15 protein-coding genes are annotated in these 16,354 nt (G+C 58.8%); 12 read left to right on the top strand and 3 right to left on the bottom strand.

The genetic code is table 11. The features are described 5' to 3' along the window. The first annotated feature begins 62 nt into the window (after nt 1-62). The 3 genes from pgl to DY926_RS01320 all read left to right on the top strand — a co-directional run bounded on the left by pgl (nt 63) and on the right by DY926_RS01320 (nt 2,452). A complete protein-coding gene (gene pgl, locus DY926_RS01330) occupies nt 63-812 on the top strand; it encodes a 6-phosphogluconolactonase (RefSeq protein ID WP_116701730.1) in 750 nt (249 codons plus the stop codon). Between the two features lie 77 nt (nt 813-889). Further along, on the top strand, nt 890-1,594 hold the full coding sequence (gene rpiA, locus DY926_RS01325) for a ribose-5-phosphate isomerase RpiA (RefSeq protein WP_116701729.1): 705 nt from the start codon (nt 890-892) through the stop codon (nt 1,592-1,594). Between the two features lie 87 nt (nt 1,595-1,681). Beyond that, the gene (locus tag DY926_RS01320) at nt 1,682-2,452 is read left to right on the top strand and encodes an SDR family oxidoreductase (RefSeq protein WP_408886022.1); all 771 of its coding nucleotides are present in this window, start codon (nt 1,682-1,684) and stop codon (nt 2,450-2,452) included. A gap of 59 nt (nt 2,453-2,511) precedes the next feature. Here DY926_RS01320 and DY926_RS01315 read toward each other — a convergent pair whose 3' ends face one another. Together DY926_RS01315 and DY926_RS01310 are read right to left on the bottom strand one after the other, a co-directional pair. Continuing rightward, nucleotides 2,512-3,573 carry an L-idonate 5-dehydrogenase gene (locus tag DY926_RS01315; RefSeq protein WP_186336033.1) on the bottom strand — a complete coding sequence of 354 codons (1,062 nt, stop codon included), beginning with the start codon at nt 3,571-3,573 and terminating at the stop codon, nt 2,512-2,514. Nucleotides 3,574-3,672: 99 nt separating this feature from the next. Beyond that, nucleotides 3,673-5,118 (bottom strand): helix-turn-helix domain-containing protein, encoded by a 1,446-nt coding sequence (locus DY926_RS01310; RefSeq protein WP_116701726.1) that lies wholly within the window; start codon nt 5,116-5,118, stop codon nt 3,673-3,675. 332 nt (nt 5,119-5,450) lie between these two features. Here DY926_RS01310 and DY926_RS01305 point away from each other — a divergent pair, with 332 nt between their 5' ends. The 7 genes from DY926_RS01305 to DY926_RS01275 all read left to right on the top strand — a co-directional run bounded on the left by DY926_RS01305 (nt 5,451) and on the right by DY926_RS01275 (nt 13,432). Beyond that, nucleotides 5,451-6,371, top strand: coding sequence for an AMP-binding protein (locus DY926_RS01305; RefSeq protein ID WP_116701725.1), 921 nt, complete (start codon nt 5,451-5,453; stop codon nt 6,369-6,371). A 243-nt stretch (nt 6,372-6,614) separates the two neighbouring features. Next, nucleotides 6,615-7,622 carry a Gfo/Idh/MocA family protein gene (locus DY926_RS01300; RefSeq protein WP_116701724.1) on the top strand — a complete coding sequence of 336 codons (1,008 nt, stop codon included), beginning with the start codon at nt 6,615-6,617 and terminating at the stop codon, nt 7,620-7,622. Then, entirely contained in the window at nt 7,619-9,013 is a 1,395-nt protein-coding gene (locus tag DY926_RS01295) for an MFS transporter (protein ID WP_116701723.1), read from the top strand. Before DY926_RS01300 ends, DY926_RS01295 begins: the two co-directional genes overlap by 4 nt. Before the next feature lie 33 nt (nt 9,014-9,046). Beyond that, complete coding sequence (locus DY926_RS01290; protein WP_116701722.1) at nt 9,047-9,808, top strand: 2-keto-4-pentenoate hydratase; 762 nt, start codon at nt 9,047-9,049, stop codon at nt 9,806-9,808. Between the two features lie 17 nt (nt 9,809-9,825). Further along, complete coding sequence (locus DY926_RS01285; RefSeq protein WP_116701721.1) at nt 9,826-10,755, top strand: 2-hydroxyacid dehydrogenase; 930 nt, start codon at nt 9,826-9,828, stop codon at nt 10,753-10,755. A 171-nt stretch (nt 10,756-10,926) separates the two neighbouring features. Continuing rightward, complete coding sequence (locus DY926_RS01280; RefSeq protein ID WP_116701720.1) at nt 10,927-12,417, top strand: carbohydrate porin; 1,491 nt, start codon at nt 10,927-10,929, stop codon at nt 12,415-12,417. 415 nt (nt 12,418-12,832) lie between these two features. Beyond that, nucleotides 12,833-13,432: a gluconokinase gene (locus DY926_RS01275; RefSeq protein WP_116701719.1), complete on the top strand. Its 600-nt coding sequence runs from the start codon at nt 12,833-12,835 to the stop codon at nt 13,430-13,432. 185 nt (nt 13,433-13,617) lie between these two features. Here DY926_RS01275 and DY926_RS01270 read toward each other — a convergent pair whose 3' ends face one another. Beyond that, complete coding sequence (locus DY926_RS01270) at nt 13,618-14,082, bottom strand: nuclear transport factor 2 family protein (RefSeq protein ID WP_116701737.1); 465 nt, start codon at nt 14,080-14,082, stop codon at nt 13,618-13,620. A gap of 222 nt (nt 14,083-14,304) precedes the next feature. On the opposite strand from DY926_RS01270, the gene DY926_RS01265 reads away from it, so the two are divergent. Both DY926_RS01265 and DY926_RS01260 read left to right on the top strand, forming a co-directional pair. Then, entirely contained in the window at nt 14,305-15,177 is an 873-nt protein-coding gene (locus DY926_RS01265) for a LysR family transcriptional regulator (protein ID WP_116701718.1), read from the top strand. Next, entirely contained in the window at nt 15,177-16,352 is a 1,176-nt protein-coding gene (locus tag DY926_RS01260) for a TDT family transporter (protein WP_116701717.1), read from the top strand. The genes DY926_RS01265 and DY926_RS01260 overlap by 1 nt, the downstream gene beginning before the upstream one ends. The last annotated feature ends 2 nt before the right edge of the window (nt 16,353-16,354 follow it).

Genomic DNA, 16,354 nt, shown 5'->3' with positions numbered 1-16,354 from the left:
CGTCTCCACCTCCTGCGAGGAGGAAGGATTCGCCAATGGCATCGAGAAATACGTGCTGGGAGATGCATGACATGACTGGTGGACATGACGTGAAGACCGGGGCCATGGTGGTCCTGCCGGACGGGGAAGCCATTGCCCAGCATATGGCCAAATGGCTGACCGAACAGGCGCTGGCCAGGAAGGATGGCCCGTTCGTGCTGGCGCTGTCGGGCGGGTCCACGCCCAGGCGGCTGTACCAGATCCTGGCGTCGGACGAATATCGCGACCGTTTCCCGTGGGCGAATACGCAGTTCTTCTTTGGTGACGAGCGTTTCGTGCCGGCCAGCGACCCGGCCAGCAACTACCACATGGTGGAGACAGAAATGCTGGCCCATGTGCCGGTGCCCTCTGCCAACGTGCACCCCATGCCCACATCGGGCGATCCGGCGCAGGCGGCGGCGAAATACCAGGCGGAGCTGGAAAAGGTCTATGGCGGCAAGGTGCTGGAACCCGGCCGCCCGCTGTTTGACGTGGTGATGCTGGGGCTGGGCGATAACGGGCATACCGCATCGCTTTTCCCGCGCCAGCCGGTGCTGGAGGAAAGGAAGCTGTGGGTCTCGACCTGCGTGCCCGATGACGCGCCGCATACGCGCCTGACCCTGACCTATCCTGCCATCCATTCCAGCCGGCATGTGGTGTTCATGCTGGCCGGGGCGGGCAAGCGCGAGGCCTTCGCCCGAGTGCGCGCGGGCGACCCGGCGGAACCCGCAAGCCACATCACCACCGAGGGAGACCTGACGTGGCTTATGGACACGGCGGCGGCGGGACAATGAGCACCATCGGCACGCCAGCACCATCAATGGCGTGCGCGGTGGATATAGCCAGGCAGAAGGATAGCAGGAACCCGGACATGACAGGCCAGATAAGTGACCCGCGCGAAGAACAGAAACGCAAGGCTGCGATCGAAGCCGCATCCATGGTGCGCGAAGGCATGGTGGTGGGCCTCGGCTCCGGCACCACGTCCGCCTACATGATTGATGAACTGGGCCGCCGCTGGGCGGAGGGGCTACGTTTCCTCGCCATTCCCACATCTGAACGCTCGGCCGAGCAGGCGCGTTCCCACGGGATAAAACTGGTGACGTTCGCCGCCCACCCGCAGATCGACCTTGATATTGACGGGGCTGATGAAGTGGAGATGGGCACGCTCAACCTGATAAAGGGGCGGGGCGGGGCGCTGTTTCGTGAAAAGATCGTGGCTGCCGCCTCGCACCGCTTCGTGGTGGTGGTGGACGAAAGCAAGCTGGTGCCCCGGCTGGGCCACCATATGCCCGTGCCGGTGGAAGTGACGACATTTGGCTGGGAACTCACGGCATCACGGCTGGAAAGCCTTGGCGCACGGGCCACCCTGCGGCTGGACCAGCATGGCGCACCGTTCAACACCGATGGCGGCAACCTGATCCTGGACTGCAATTTTGGGGAAATTCCGGATTCCGTGGCGCTGGCGCGGCGGATACGCTCCATTGTGGGCGTGATTGAAAGTGGCCTGTTCATCGGTCGCACATCTGAAGTCATCGTGGCGGGGCGGGACGGCCTGAAGCATCTCACGGCCGGGTAGTTTTATGCCCGCGCGCGGATACGTGTGCGGGCGGCGGCGCGTGTCCTTGCTATGGTTGACGCCTTGATGACAGGGACTGAAAAGATCATGCCTGACAATACCCTTTTCTCACTTGCCGGAAGACGGGCGCTTGTTACCGGGGCTTCGCGTGGCATCGGGCTGACGCTGGCGCGCGGCCTTGGCCGGTTCGGGGCGAAAATCGTGCTGAATGGCCGCCATGCCGAAGCACTGGACGCAACCCGCGCCATGCTGGAAAATGAAGGGCTGGATGCTGTCACCGCGCCCTTTGACGTGACCGATCAGGATGCCGTCATTGGCGGGGTTGAAAAGATCGAGCATGAATATGGCCCGATTGATATTTTGATCAACAATGCAGGCATCCAGCGCCGCGCGCCGCTGGACCAGTTCAGCCGGGCGGACTGGGATGCGCTGATCGCCACCAACCTCAATGCGGTTTTCTTTGTGGGGCAGGCTGTGGCGCGGCATATGCTGCCGCGCGGGCGGGGCAAGATTGTCAATATCTGTTCGGTGCAGAGCGAACTGGCCCGGCCCGGAATTGCGCCCTATACCGCGACGAAGGGGGCGGTCAAGAACCTGACCAAGGGCATGGCAACGGACTGGGCGCGGCACGGGCTACAGATCAACGGGCTTGCGCCGGGCTATTTCAAGACGGAGATGAATGAAAAGCTGGTGGCGGATCAGGCCTTCACCCAATGGCTGTGCCAGCGCACGCCCGCAGGCCGCTGGGGGAATGTGGATGAACTTGTCGGGGCGGCGGTGTTCCTGTCCTCCGATGCATCAAGTTTTGTAAACGGGCACGTGCTTATGGTCGATGGGGGCATGACCGCGTCCGTGTAGGCAAAGTCAGGTTTATGGCCCATTCCTGCACGCTCTGGCGTGCGGGAACGGGTCGTTCCTTACGCGCTCAGTGACAGCAGGACCTTGGCCGCCTGCCTGCGGTCGGGCGCGATGGCGAAGGCCGTGGCGAAATCGCGCATGGGGAACTGCTGGGTCACCAGAATATCGGCAATTTCCGGCCGTTCAGCCAGCAGGGCAAGGGCTGCGTCGAACTCCGTGTCAAAACGGAAGGTTCCCCTGAAGTCGAGTTCACGGCTGATGATCTGGGCAACCGGCACCGCAACATCCCCCGGCGGGAACATGCCCACCTGCACCAGCATGCCGCCGCGCCGTGTGTGGGTTATGGCGCCGGGCAGGGCAGCGGGTACCCCGGTGGCTTCAAACACGATGTCGAATTCTTCCTCCACCGTGGCATGGCGGGTGTTGTAGCATGCATCCGCGCCCAGCCTGTCCGCGCATTGCAGTGGAAAGCCCTCCAGATCGGTTGCCACGATCCGTTCCGCGCCGTGGTGCGCCAGCCCCGCCACCAGTAGCAGGCCGATCGGCCCGCTGCCCTGAACCATCACACTACGGCCGCGTACGTCGCCCGCGCGTGCGATGGCATGCAGCGCCACGGACAGGGGTTCGGCCAGGCAGGCCCGGCGCAGGTCCAGACCGGGGGGCAGCGGATGCAACTGTGTCGCCCGGACAATCATCGCCCGGCGAAATCCGCCATCGGTATGGGGATCACGCGCCGCACTGCCCAGAAACTGCATGTTGCGGCACAGGTTCCGTCGGCCCCGCGTACATTCAGGGCAGTGACCACAGGGGCGTGCCGGATGAATGGCCACGGCCTGGCCCACGGCAAGGTCAGTCACGTCACGGCCCATGGCGCTGACGGTGCCCGAAACCTCGTGCCCCAGCACCATGGGCGCATGCAGCACGGAAGCGCCAACGCCCCCATGGGCAAAATAATGCAGGTCGGAGCCGCATATGCCGCCCCATGCCATGTCCACCCGTACCTCGTCAGGGCCGGGTTGGGGCAGGGGGGCGGGGTCCAGCCTCAGGTCATGCGGTGCGTGGATAACCAGTGCTTCGGTCAGGGAAGAAGCAGTTTCCCTGTTACTTGCTTCACTATACACGTTCAGGGTGCTCCAGCGGGTCAGGTGCCTCTTCCCCCTAACGGGATGTCAGGCGATCCGGTTTCCGGCCCGTGTGATCCCGAACAGGGGATGCCTGCCTTACAGCGCCGTGCGGTAGGGCGCGATGCCACGTCCCTCGTTATCAATATCCACACGGTGGCCAACCATTGGCAGTGCCCGGTGGTGGCAGTGCTCGCGCGTGCAGGCACGGCAGCCCGGCCCGATGGGAATGATCATGCGGGGGTCATTCAGGTCCAGCCCGGCGGAATAGACAAGGTGTTCGGCATCGGTAATGGAGCAGCCCAGCACCACGGCGGTCAGGCGGGGGCGGTCAAGGTAGGAGATGCTGCTGCGCCCGACTGTTCGCGCTATATTGAGGTAAAGCGCGCCATCGGTTGTCTGTGATAGCTGGACCTGCACCTGCTGGGGGGTGCTGAAGGCACGGAAGATATTCCATAGCGGGCACGGGCCGCCAAAACGCGACTGGGTGAAACGGTTCGCACTGAAGCTTTTTAGGATGTTGCCCGCGATATCCGTCTTGAGAAAGTAAAAGGGGATTCCTTCATTCCCGGGCCGCTGCATGGTGCTGAGCCGGTGGCAGGCCTGCTCGAAACTGACCCCAAAATGGCGCTGCAGGCGTTCCAGATCGTGGCGCACGTCGCGTGCCGTGGTGCGGAACCGCTCATAGGGCAGCAGCAGCGCACCGGCAAAGTAATTGGTCAGGTAAACGCGCGCGAGCCCCCGGGCCTCGCTTTCGCGCAGGCGGGAGCGGCGGATCGTGCGGGCGAACACATCCTGGTGTTCGATCTGGCCCAGCGCCTGCGCCATCCAGAACGTGCTGCTTTCCGATGGGACGATGCGGGACAGGAACAGCGTGCGCTGCCTGCGGTCCATCCGCCACATGAGGCCCCTCTGGCTCAGGCCAAGGTCGATCTCGGTACGTACGCCGTGATGGTCTAGAAGGTAGCGTGCAAGCTGTTCCGCGGGGCTTCCCTCATCAAGGCGCATGAGATCGAACTGCCGCTCCGCCGTGCGGTCAACTTCATCAAAGTAGTTGCGCTGGGCCTGTACCCAGTCATTTACGGCTTCGTAAGGTTCCACCCGGTCCGGTGCGTTGTGCCGTGCTGTGCCGGACGGGGGTGTATGACCGATCAGCGGTATGGCGGTGTGTTCCTGACGCAGCAGGTAGGCACGATAGAGCCGCACGAACTGCGCGCACAGATCGGGGGCGACACGCATGGCCGCCTGGATACTGTCCAGCCTGACGGCATCCATGTCGAAGACGGGGTCGGCCAGTATTTCACGCAGCGCCTGTATGCCGCGTGTCTCTTCAGTATCACTGAAATAATCCGCCCCGACCGAAAAGATGTCGCACAGGGCATTGAGCAGGGGCAGGGGGAGCGGCCTGACATCATGCTCGATCTGGTTGAGGTAACTGGCGGATATGCCAAGCTGCAGCGCCAGCGCGCTTTGCGTCATGCCTACACGGTTGCGCTGATGGCGGATACGCGATCCGGTGAAGGTCTTGGTGGCGGCTTTTTTCATCTTCGCAATCTTTGCAATTCGCAGCGCGGTATTCGCCCCTTTAAACGGCAAAACATCTTCCGCCCGCAATCGGTATTTGTCACAGTCCGCGGTAACAAAAGCAAACAAGAGCACCACGGATGAAATGCCATGAACGGGCGCAGGCCCGCAGAAACGGTTCGCTGCCCACCCAGCAGGCAATGCGGGAACACTATCCCGCCCCGCCCGTACGTGCGGCATGGGTAAGCCCGTCATCGCGTTTTACAGTGTAAACTGCGCGTAACATCTCCTTTAATTGATCGCTGCATTACGTATTACATGCGTGGTGCCGCCAGAAGACAGGAAGCAGGTCCATGATCGGCAGGACTTATGACAATGTCTCCATTCCGCCCACTGTCCATGTATGGCGGTATTTCGTGCAATCAACGGATTATGAGGTGCCGGTGCGTGCCGATCCGTTACCGGAAAATGCGCCCTCCCTGCCAAATATTTCCGCCCTGTGCATTGACCGCCATCTGGGCGATTACGCGGACAGGACGGCGATGGCATGGCAGAAATCCGACACACTGCCCGATGGACTGGTATCCTATCGCGCGCTGCATGAGCAGGTCTGCCGCCTTGCAAACGCCCTGACGGATCAGGGCGTAGAGCGTGGCGACAGGGTGGCGATCCACCTGCCGCTGATGGTGGAGAGCGTGGTTGCAGTGCTTGCGTGCATCCGCATCGGTGCGGTGCATGTCGTGCTGGCTGCAGGGCTGGATGCGTCTGCCCTGGCCGAACGGCTGGCGGACAGCCGCGCGGTCGCTGTCCTGACATGCCATGAAACAGATGATGACGCGGGGCGAAAAGCCATTCTGGACAGGGCGTTGGACTCCGCCGGTTCCCGCTGTCGGGTCAGGCTGGTTCTGGTCATCGCACCTGATGCGGTGGACGTGCCGATGAAACCGGGCCGCGACCATCGCTACGACGCTGTTGTGGACTGGTACGAACCCGATTTTCCGCCTGCGCTCATGTCCCCCGATGATCCGCTGTTTCTTCTTTATCCCTCGGGGCGGTTGGGCAAGGGACATGGCATGACATATACGGCAGGGAAATACACTCGGCTGATTACTTATGCGATGGAAACGCTGGCACCATCGAGCCATGGGGAAATTCCATACAGCCTGCTTGATATGGCATGGAACGCGGGACAGACCTCGCTTCTGGTCAGTGTGCTGGCAAAGGGCGGCACCATTGCCAACCCCCGGAATTCCGCGCGGACAGGCGATGCCTGACCCGGTCAGCCCACGGCCCCACACGCACCCTGCTTTCACGATTTTGTTTTAAACCGGCGAAAACCGGACTGACAGGGTGACGTTTGAAGTAAGCCATCGCCCGTTACCGAATGCGCGGCAATAAATAATAAATAAAAATTCAACATTCGGCTGTTTTTCGCAACGGATATCAAAAGACACGCGCCCGGTTGGGGAAGTGTGCCCGGTATATGGAGAGGACTGGAAATTGTCCCTGATTATCCAATGACCAACACCATCGGTTGGGCTTTGATTGGTGCAAGCAACGTTGCCCGGCAGTGGGTTATTGACGCCATTCGCGCGCAGCCTGACAGCACGGTCCTGAACGTGCTGAGTTCAAGCGAGGAGCGTGGCGCCAGCTTTGCGGCCGAAAACGGTATTCCCGCCCATACGACGGATCTCAACACGATCCTGGCGGATGAGCGGGTAAATGCCGTCTATATCAGCACCGCCAACCAGTTTCACTGCCGTCAGACGCTGGCATCGGCCGGGGCGGAGAAAAACGTCCTGTGTGAAAAACCGGTTGCCCTGAGTGTGGCCGATGCGCGGGACATGATTGCAGCCTGCCACGATGCGGGCGTGGTGCTGGGGGTCAACCACCACCTGCGCTGCAATGCCATGCACCAGAAACTGCGTGACCTGCTGCATGATGGCGCTATTGGCAGGCTCAATGCCGTGCGGGTGTTCCATGCCAATTTCCTGCCGCAGGCCCTGCATGGGTGGCGTGTTAACGACCCCGATGGGGGCGGGCTGATACTGGACAGTACGATCCATGACATCGACACGCTGCGCTTCCTTATGGGCAGCAACCCGACGCATGTCATGGCCATGACGCAGAGCGGCCGCCTTGCCCATGATGGGGTGGAGGATGGCATCATGGTCATCCTGCGTTTTCCGGGTGATGTGCTGGTCCAGATCCATGGCGCCTATACCGTGCCGTTTTCCGAAGGGGGAATGGAATTCTACGGGAGCGAGGGCGTCCTGATCGGTCGGGACTGCATGAGCCAGCGGGCCGCGGGCCGTCTGTTCATGCGCAATGCCGGTGGTGAAAAGGAAATACCGGTTCACCATCACAATCTTTACCACTACGCACTTGCCGCATTCAGCAATGCGGTGCGTGGCACGGGGCAACCCGCCGCAACGGGCGGGGATGGCCTTGCTGCCCTGGCCATAGCGCTGGCCATTCGTGAATCGGCCCGTAAGGGCCGTCAGATCGAAGTGGAAATCCCATGACACAAGCAGTATTCGGGGCCATCGGCGTGGATGGCCGGATAATGGGGCCTCCGGTGCGCGCCACGCTGACCGTAAGCGAACTGCGGCGCGCGGCGTGGACATGCTCTTTGGGAAGTGCGCTGGAATATTATGATTTCGCGCTCTACAGCCTGGCCTCGGCACTGGTTTTCGGGCCGCTTTTCTTCCCGTCGGCCACGGCGGTCACGAGCCTTATTGCCAGTTTTGCAACCTATTTTGTCGGGTTTGCCGTGCGGCCCGTGGGCGGGATCATTTTTGGCCGTCTGGGCGACCATATCGGCCGCAAGAAGGTCCTGCTCATGACGATCACCCTCATGGGGCTTGCCAGCACGGGTATTGGGCTGATCCCGACCTATCAGACCATAGGGATATGGGCGCCCGTCCTGCTGGTTACGGCGCGGATGCTGCAGGGGCTTGGGGCCGGGGCGGAACAGGCGGGTGCTGCCGTGATGATGACGGAATACGCCCCCGTGGGCCAGCGCGGGTTCTATGCCTCGTTGCCGTTCCTTGGCATCCAGATCGGGACCATCATTGCGGCGCTTGTCTATTGCAGTCTCCTGTTCGGGGTGACGGACATCACGCATTCATGGATATGGCGGCTGCCGTTTCTGGTCAGCGCCATCATTCTGGCGGTTGCCCTCTATATGCGGCTGAAGCTCAAGGAATCCCCTACTTTCGAGACCATCCAGCGCAAGGTGGCGGAGGAGCGTGAATCCCTGTTTTCCCTCATCCATGGTTCCTGGCGCACGATCCTTGCGGGGATTGGCGTCAGAATGGCTGAAAATGGCGGGTCATCCATCTATCAGGTGCTGGCGGTCAGCTATCTGGTCAATACAATGGGCCTGCCCGGACTGTGGGGTACGTCATCGCTGATAACGGCTGCCATTATCGGGGGCTTTACCGTGCCGGCGGCCGGGCTGCTGAGTGACCGGTTCGGGCGGATAAGGGTGTACCGCACCTTCGCCATCCTGCAGGCCGTAACGGCGCTGCCGGTATGGTATGCCTTCAGCACCGGCCGCCCGTTTCCGGCTGTTATCGGGCTGTCCGTCGCGCTGGGTATCACCACATGGGGCATGTTCGGGACACAGGCCGCCATGCTGCCGGAAATGTTTGGCGCCCGGCACCGCTACATGGCCGTATCCCTTGCGCGTGAGGTCTCGGCCGTTATTGCCGGTGGCGTCACGCCGCTGGTTGGCTCCTGTATTATCAGGTGGGTTGCGACATTTTCCCCATCTGCTACGCATCCGGGTCAGATGTCGTGGCTGCCCATAGCGGGTTATGTCATTTTTCTTGCGGGCATTACCATTGGCACGACTTTTTTCATCCCGGAATGTCGTAACCGTGATCTCGTTGAGCAGAACGACATTCTATAGTTATTTTTTATTTTGTTATGGGAAATTATTGATATGCAAACCGTCACATCGTCCGATGTCGCGCACATGCTGCTGTCGGTGCGGAACAGAAAATCCACGCCGCCCGAGCATGTACATGACAGCCTGGTCCCGCGTTCCATCGATGATGCCTATGCCATACAGGATGAGGTCGCCCAGCATCTCGGGCCGATAGGGGGGTGGAAGGTCGGGTCGGAAACACCGCAGTCAGAGCCGTTCTGCGCACCGATCCATACATCCACCATCTTTGAGGATGGTGCAACGCTCCCGCCGGACCTGTGCTTTCATCGCGGGGTGGAAGCTGAAATTGCCTACCGTTTTGCCCATGCCCTGCCGCCGCGCGCGCAGGAATGGACCCGTGAGGAAGTGCTTGACGCCATTGGCACCATTCACCCGGCAATCGAACTTCTGGACACGCGTTTTGCAAAGCCGGGATCACAGCATAAATTTCTCCACACCGCTGACCAGCAGAGCCACGGCGCCCTGATCGTGGGGCCGGGCGTGGCGGAATGGCGTAAATTCACGCCTGTTACGGAACGCGTGGTGCTGACCATCAATAACCAGGTCGTGGCAGATCATGTCGGGGGGAATTCCGCTGGCGACCCGCTGCGTATGCTGGTCTGGCTGGCCAACCATGCTTCCCGACGGAAAATCGGCATCGCGGCCGGTAGCATTGTCACGACCGGATCAACAACCGGAACCATTTTTGTCGGGCATGATACTGAAGTTGTGGCCGACTTTCCTGCAATTGGCAGCGTACGCGCCCATCTTGCCTGAATTGGAAGCATGAAATTATGAAACCGGAAATCCTGCTTATCGAACCCATGATGCCTGAAATCGAAAAACAGCTTGATGCCGCCTATACCGTGCATCGCTTTACTTCGGTGGCACAGTTGAAGGACATTGCACGTAACATACGCGGCATTGCAACGGGTGGTGGCACTGGCGTGCCGGAAGATGTCATGAACAGCCTGCCCGCGCTTGAAATCATTGCCATCAACGGCATTGGCACGGATGCCGTAAACCTGACGGAAGCCAAACGGCGCAATATCCGCGTAACCACCACACCGGGCGTGCTGACCGATGATGTAGCGGATATGGCAATCGGGCTGATCCTGTCGCTCCTGCGTGGCCTGCCCGCAGGCGACAGGTATGTGCGTAAGGGCGCATGGGGCCATGAAGCCGCCCCGCCACTGGGGCGCAAGGTGACTGGCAAGAAGGTCGGGATTATCGGCATGGGACATGTGGGCCGTGCGATTGCCCTGCGTGCCCGGGCATTTGCAATGCCTGTATCCTATACCGACCTGAAGGATTTTGGGCTGAAAGATTATACTTTTGTTCCCGACCTGAAAGTACTGGCGCAGAAAAGCGAAATTCTGGTCATTGCAGCATCGGGCGGGGCAGGATCACGACATCTGGTCAACCGTGAGGTGCTGGAGGCTCTGGGGCCGCAGGGTTTTGTGGTCAATGTGGCCCGTGGTTCGGTCGTGGATGAACAGGCTCTGGTGCAGGTGCTTGAGGCTGGAAAGCTGGGCGGTGCGGCGCTGGATGTGTTTGAGCATGAACCCGACGTGCCCGAGGCCCTGCGCCAGTCCTCCCGCACGGTACTGCAACCCCATCGCGCCAGCGCAACCGTTGAGACACGGCTGGCGATGGGAGAACTGGTTGTAAAAAATCTTGCCGCCCATTTTGCGGATCAGTCACTGCTTACTGCCGTGGTCTGAACAGGCATGTCGGCTACAGGATGCGCCCGTAGGGGCGTATCCGCCGCATGTTTCTGGCAGTGCAGCCACATGGCCGATGCGCCATATAAAATACCCTTAATAATGTAAATAATTCTTTGTGATGGAGGGTTTATTTACAGTAATACAATAAATTCAACCGGATCAGGATGAATGCATGTGTTCTTCACGATGCTTATGGCATTCTGTCGTAAAAAACTGGTTTCCAGGGCATATGCATCGGTAATTGCCATAACGGTAATGATGCTGTGCCGCCAGGCAATGGCCCAGACGTTTCAGGACAATTCAAGCAGTGACGCCCGGCTGCGCGTGGCGACACCCCTTATGGCCCATCCGGCAAACGTACCTGTGGTGCCAGCCTTTTCCCGGCCCGAAGCAATGTTTACGGACCCGTTTGGCATGACGTCATGGCTGCGCACGCGTGGCATTGCATTGACAATGGACAACACCAATGAATACACGGACGCCATTTCCCGCCCGACTTCGGGCCACCCCAATTACAAGCAGGGATCAAGTAATGCGGGGCAGGTGAATACCGCCCTGCACATCAACTGGGAAAAGATCATCGGCCTGAAAGGCTTTGCCACCCACACGCTCTTTACCAGCCGGTACGGCACGACAGCCAACCGGATGATGGGGGACTGGCTGGCACATTCATCAGAAATATATGGCGGAGGGGGCAATGTCGTTGTTCATCTGGTTACGGCATATGGGGAAGAAACCCTGCTGGGTGGCCGGATAAGTATTGCCGGGGGGCGATTGACCGAAATGAGTGAATTCAGCGCCAGCGCCCTTTTCTGCAACTTCCAGAACAACAGTTTCTGCGGACGTCCCAAGGCGGCTATTGATAACCAGTATATTACATCATACCCGGCCGGGGAGTGGGGATTCCGTATCCGCGGGCGTCCGCTGCGCTATATTTATATACAGGCGGGCGTATATTTTGCCGAGCGCGGGATCTATGCAAACAACCAGCATCGGACAGGATTTCATTTCAATTCATCCAATATTGTAGGGCAGCTTGTCCCGGTCGAACTGGGCTGGGAACCCGTTCTGGGTCGCCAGCACAAATTGCCGGGACACTACAAGATTGGCGGGCAACTGATTTCCGCCCCCAACCCGGACAATTACTATGATGAGGATGGTAATCCCTATGCCCTTTCAGGCAAAACAGCCCGCAACCGGCAGCAGACATGGAGCACGTGGTTTGAAGTGGACCAGAAAATACTTCACCATTCCTATTCCAATGCCGAAGGCGGCCTGACGCTAATGGGCGGGGTGATCTATAACGATCCGCATACATCGTTACGTAATTATGAGACATATGCGGCGTTTGTCGATCGTGGATTTATCAGGAGCAGGCCCTATGATTCTTTTGGCGCTGCCATGACTTATGTAAAGATTGCTCCCGGTGTTTCAAGCACGGATATACTTGACCTCAGCATGATACCGCAAAAGACGTTGCCAAACCACGCAACGGGCGTGCAGGAACATGCAACCATATTTGAAACGAACTATCAGGTTCATGTCATGCGCGGTGTGGTATTTGCGCCGGATTTCCAGATCTATTTTCACCCCAATGCGCAAAGAAACCTGAAAAATGTGGAGTTCATAGGTTTCAAGTCGCAGATACAGATTTTGTGATTGGCTTGGGTGTACAACAAACATTGTTCTTTGTATGTGAAAATTTAATATTAAATATATGTTGCTTTGATATTTATAAAAATATCGAATGCAGCATAGGGATGGCAGGTGACTTATGAGTCGATGATGTGAGTAGCATCATCTTGCTATGCGCATTTAAAAGTAATGTTGACGTTCAATTCGCACATACCCTTCGTTGTTCACGGTTTATTATATAAGATGGGGCAGGGAATGCGCGTGCTGAAAACCGTCTCTGGTCCCATCCATTTTACTGGATTTATTTGTCCCGCTACTGCCATGATCGGGATAATCTGAATGTCGATCGACCCCGAATCTTATTGCGTTCATTCATATACCTGACTGGATTTAGAGAAAGTCACATTACTTTTTACTATAACATCCGGTAGGATACGCAATGTGTGATACTGAACAGAATACGGTTGCAATTTTGCCTTCACATAGGCTTGGCGCGGCAGGACGACCATGCGTGCTGGTGGTCATGGGGGTATCAGGATGTGGCAAGAGCACACTTGCCCAACTGATGTCCGAATGTATGGGCTGGCCTCTTGTCGAGGGGGATGACCTGCATCCGCCCGCCAATATTGCCCGTATGAGTAACGGCATCCCTTTGACCGATACGGATCGTGCCCCCTGGCTGGAGCGTATTGCAGGCCAGATTCAGGCGTGGCGTGCTGCTGGGCTGAGCGGGATCGTAACCTGTTCATCACTCAAGCGCAGCTACCGTGAACGGATTGGCGGCAATAGTGCGGATGTATGCTTTGTCTATCTCAAGGGGAGCAGGGAGGATATTGCCCCCCGCCTGCGCCAGCGCACGGGGCACTTCATGCCGTCCGCCATGCTCGACAGCCAGTTCGCCACACTCGAAGAGCCCGACATGAAGGAGGAAGTGGTCATGGCGCTTGATGTCAACGCACCGCAGGCACGACTGGCTGAACTGGCCTGCGCCTATCTGAACCAGCTTCCCCGCCAAAATCCGGTGTTGGGCCGCGAGTAGGGGGCTTTGTAGCCATTATGTCCGCATGCACTAGGTTTGTAGCATGCTGATGCTATGATGTTATCGCATGCAAGTGAATTATATTGAAAAGAATAAACGCGGCCAGCATCCATGATTTCGCCCCATGACAGCTAAAGTCCAAAGGCCGGTCTCCATATCAGGACACCAGCCTTTGTGTGTGCTATCTACAGCCCAAGGTCGGAAAGCCCGGGATGGTCGTCCGGGCGGCGCCCGCGTGGCCAGTGAAATAGCCGGTCGCTGGGGGTAATGGGCAGATCATTGATGGCCGCGAACCGGTAGCGCATGAGTCCGGCCTCATCGAATTCCCATACTTCATTGCCGTAGGACCGGAACCATTGCTCCGCGTCGTCATGCCATTCATAGGCAAAACGGACAGCCATGCGGTTGTTGCGGAACCCCCACAGTTCCTTGATCAGGCGATAATCCTGCTCCGCAGCCCATTTGCGCGTCAGGAACGCCACGATTTCGTCTCGGCCCCGGATAAATTCCACACGATTGCGCCACTGGCTATCCGTTGTGTAGGCCAGCGCCACCTGTTCAGGTTCCTGGCTGTTCCAGGCATCTTCGGCAAGGCGGACCTTGCGTGTCGCGCTTTCGAGATCAAAGGGCGGGAAGGGTGGTCGTGACATGGCAAAACTCCAGATCGGGTTCAGAAACAAGGTCGCTGGTCTATTGTGGTTCCTGGCCGCGTGTCTGGCTATGGATAGATTGCTCCATCCCGATTTTTGCGATTGAAGGCTGTTCCTGTTCTCGGTTACCCGGAATGATCTGATTTTAAGATTGAAACCATATATAAATGCCGTTGGAAAGATTGATCCCAGTTCCGTATCAAACGGGTGAAGGGATTACCGATGACACTCGAACAGCTTCGCATCTTTGTCGCCGTGGCCCAGCGCCAGCATGTCACGCGTGCGGCTGAAGCCCTCAATATTACCCAGTCCGCCGCCAGCAATGCCATCGCCGCATTGGAGAAGCAGCACGGCACACAGCTTTTTCATCGTATCGGCCGGCGCATTGAACTGACCGAAGCCGGGACGATGTTTCTTGGCGAGGCGCGTGCCGTGCTGGATCGGGCATCGGCTGCGGAGCTTGCGCTGGCGGAATATGGCGAACTGAAACGTGGTACACTTCGTGTGGTCGCCAGCCAGACGGTCGCGAGCTACTGGCTGCCTGGCAGGTTGGCGGCGTTTCGTGCGCGTCATCCGGGAATCTCGATCGAACTCAGCATTGATAACAGCGAAGGCGCTGCCCGGCGGGTTCTGGACGGAACGGCCGAACTGGGCGTGGTGGAGGGGGCAATTGATGAACCTGCCCTGGCATCGTGGACAGTGGGTGAGGACAGGATGCTTCTTGTTACCTCATCGCCTGTCGGGAAGGTTGATGATGACTGGCTGCGTTCGGCGCGGTGGATCGTGCGTGAGCAGGGGTCCGGTACGCGCTCGACCTTTGAGGAGATACTGCGTGCGCGTGGCTTCGACCCGCGTGAGTTACGGATTGCCATGGTCATGCCCTCCAACGAGGCAGTGCGCAGCGCGGTCGAAGCCGGGGCGGGCGTTGCGGTTCTTTCCGAATTCGTTGTCCGCCGCGCCCTGGCTACAGGGGAACTCCACAGGCTTGAGTTTCCAATGCCAGCCCGACCTTTCCACGCCCTTCGGCACAAGGAGCGCTATCGCACCCGTGCCGCGGATGCGATGGCCGACCTGCTCAGGGAGACACGGAAATAATGATCTCCAATATTACACAAAGACCCGTGAACCGCTTCAGGCCGTTCGCCGGGCTTGAGCATCCGCGCGAGGTGATCCGTCAGTTCACCCCGAACTGGTTCGCCGCGACCATGGGTACTGGTATTCTGGCGCTGACCCTGCCCCAGATGTCAGGCATCGGCCCGGAGTTCAGGCCTGTAGGGGAGGGGCTGTGGTTCGTCACCATTGCGCTGTTCCTGCTTTTCACCGCGCTTTACACTGCGCGGTGGGTCATGTTCAGCCATGAGGCCAGACGTATCTTCGGGCATGATGTCGTTTCCATGTTCATCGGTACGATTCCGATGGGCCTCGCCACGATCATCAATGGTTGCCTTGTATTTGGAACCGGCATTTTTGGGCCTGCCATCATTCCGCTGGCTGAAACCCTCTGGTGGATCGACGTTGTCATGTCGTTGGCCTGCGGTGTCGGCATCCCGTATCTGCTGTTTACCCGCCACCAGATCAGCCTCGACAGCATGACGGCGGTATGGCTGCTGCCAGTGGTCGCGGCAGAGGTGGCTGGTGCATCAGGCGGACTGCTTGCCCCATATCTGGCCGATGCACACGTTCAGTTCGTGGTGTTGGTAACGTCCTATGTGCTGTGGGCCTATTCTGTGCCGGTTGCGCTCAGTATTCTGGCGATCCTCATTTTACGGATGGCGCTTTACAAACTTCCACATGGCAGCATGGCGGCTTCATGCTGGCTGGCACTGGGGCCGATCGGGACGGGCGCGCTGGGTATGCTGGTTATGGGGGGCGATGCACCGGCTATCTTCGCCGCAAATGGTCTTGCGCAGATCGGCGCGGTTGCACAAGGGATCGGGGCCATTGCCGGACTTGCCCTGTGGGGGCTGGGGCTATGGTGGTTGATATGCGCGCTGCTTATCACAATCCGCTACTGGCGGGGCGGGATTCCGTTCAATCTTGGCTGGTGGGGGTATACTTTTCCCCTGGGCGTTTACACGGCAGCGACCTATCGCCTTGGCACGACGTTCCATCTTGCTTTCTTCGGTTATGTCGGCACGATTTTGACTGCAGCACTCGCGCTCATGTGGATGATCGTGGCGGCCAGAACATGCGCTGGTGCGTGGAAAGGCCATCTGTTCGTGTCGCCCTGCATAGGTTCTCAGCCTAAATGCAATCATGGAATATCTTAGAG

It is taken from the genome of Komagataeibacter melaceti (assembly GCF_003403295.1).
Taxonomy (GTDB): domain Bacteria; phylum Pseudomonadota; class Alphaproteobacteria; order Acetobacterales; family Acetobacteraceae; genus Komagataeibacter; species Komagataeibacter melaceti.
This window is presented reverse-complemented; position numbering and strand designations above follow the sequence as displayed.

Excerpts from the sequence above, each read along its gene's own strand:
- DY926_RS01275 (WP_116701719.1), top strand. The coding sequence starts at position 12,833 with ATGTGTGATACTGAACAGAATACGGTTGCAATTTTGCCTTCACATAGG.
- DY926_RS01260 (WP_116701717.1), top strand. The coding sequence starts at position 15,177 with ATGATCTCCAATATTACACAAAGACCCGTGAACCGCTTCAGGCCGTTC.
- pgl (WP_116701730.1), top strand. The coding sequence starts at position 63 with ATGCATGACATGACTGGTGGACATGACGTGAAGACCGGGGCCATGGTG.
- DY926_RS01300 (WP_116701724.1), top strand. The coding sequence starts at position 6,615 with ATGACCAACACCATCGGTTGGGCTTTGATTGGTGCAAGCAACGTTGCC.
- DY926_RS01310 (WP_116701726.1), bottom strand. The coding sequence starts at position 5,118 with ATGAAAAAAGCCGCCACCAAGACCTTCACCGGATCGCGTATCCGCCAT.
- DY926_RS01285 (WP_116701721.1), top strand. The coding sequence starts at position 9,826 with ATGAAACCGGAAATCCTGCTTATCGAACCCATGATGCCTGAAATCGAA.
- DY926_RS01295 (WP_116701723.1), top strand. The coding sequence starts at position 7,619 with ATGACACAAGCAGTATTCGGGGCCATCGGCGTGGATGGCCGGATAATG.
- DY926_RS01270 (WP_116701737.1), bottom strand. The coding sequence starts at position 14,082 with ATGTCACGACCACCCTTCCCGCCCTTTGATCTCGAAAGCGCGACACGC.
- DY926_RS01280 (WP_116701720.1), top strand. The coding sequence starts at position 10,927 with ATGCATGTGTTCTTCACGATGCTTATGGCATTCTGTCGTAAAAAACTG.
- DY926_RS01305 (WP_116701725.1), top strand. The coding sequence starts at position 5,451 with ATGATCGGCAGGACTTATGACAATGTCTCCATTCCGCCCACTGTCCAT.
- DY926_RS01320 (WP_408886022.1), top strand. The coding sequence starts at position 1,682 with ATGCCTGACAATACCCTTTTCTCACTTGCCGGAAGACGGGCGCTTGTT.
- DY926_RS01290 (WP_116701722.1), top strand. The coding sequence starts at position 9,047 with ATGCAAACCGTCACATCGTCCGATGTCGCGCACATGCTGCTGTCGGTG.
- rpiA (WP_116701729.1), top strand. The coding sequence starts at position 890 with ATGACAGGCCAGATAAGTGACCCGCGCGAAGAACAGAAACGCAAGGCT.
- DY926_RS01265 (WP_116701718.1), top strand. The coding sequence starts at position 14,305 with ATGACACTCGAACAGCTTCGCATCTTTGTCGCCGTGGCCCAGCGCCAG.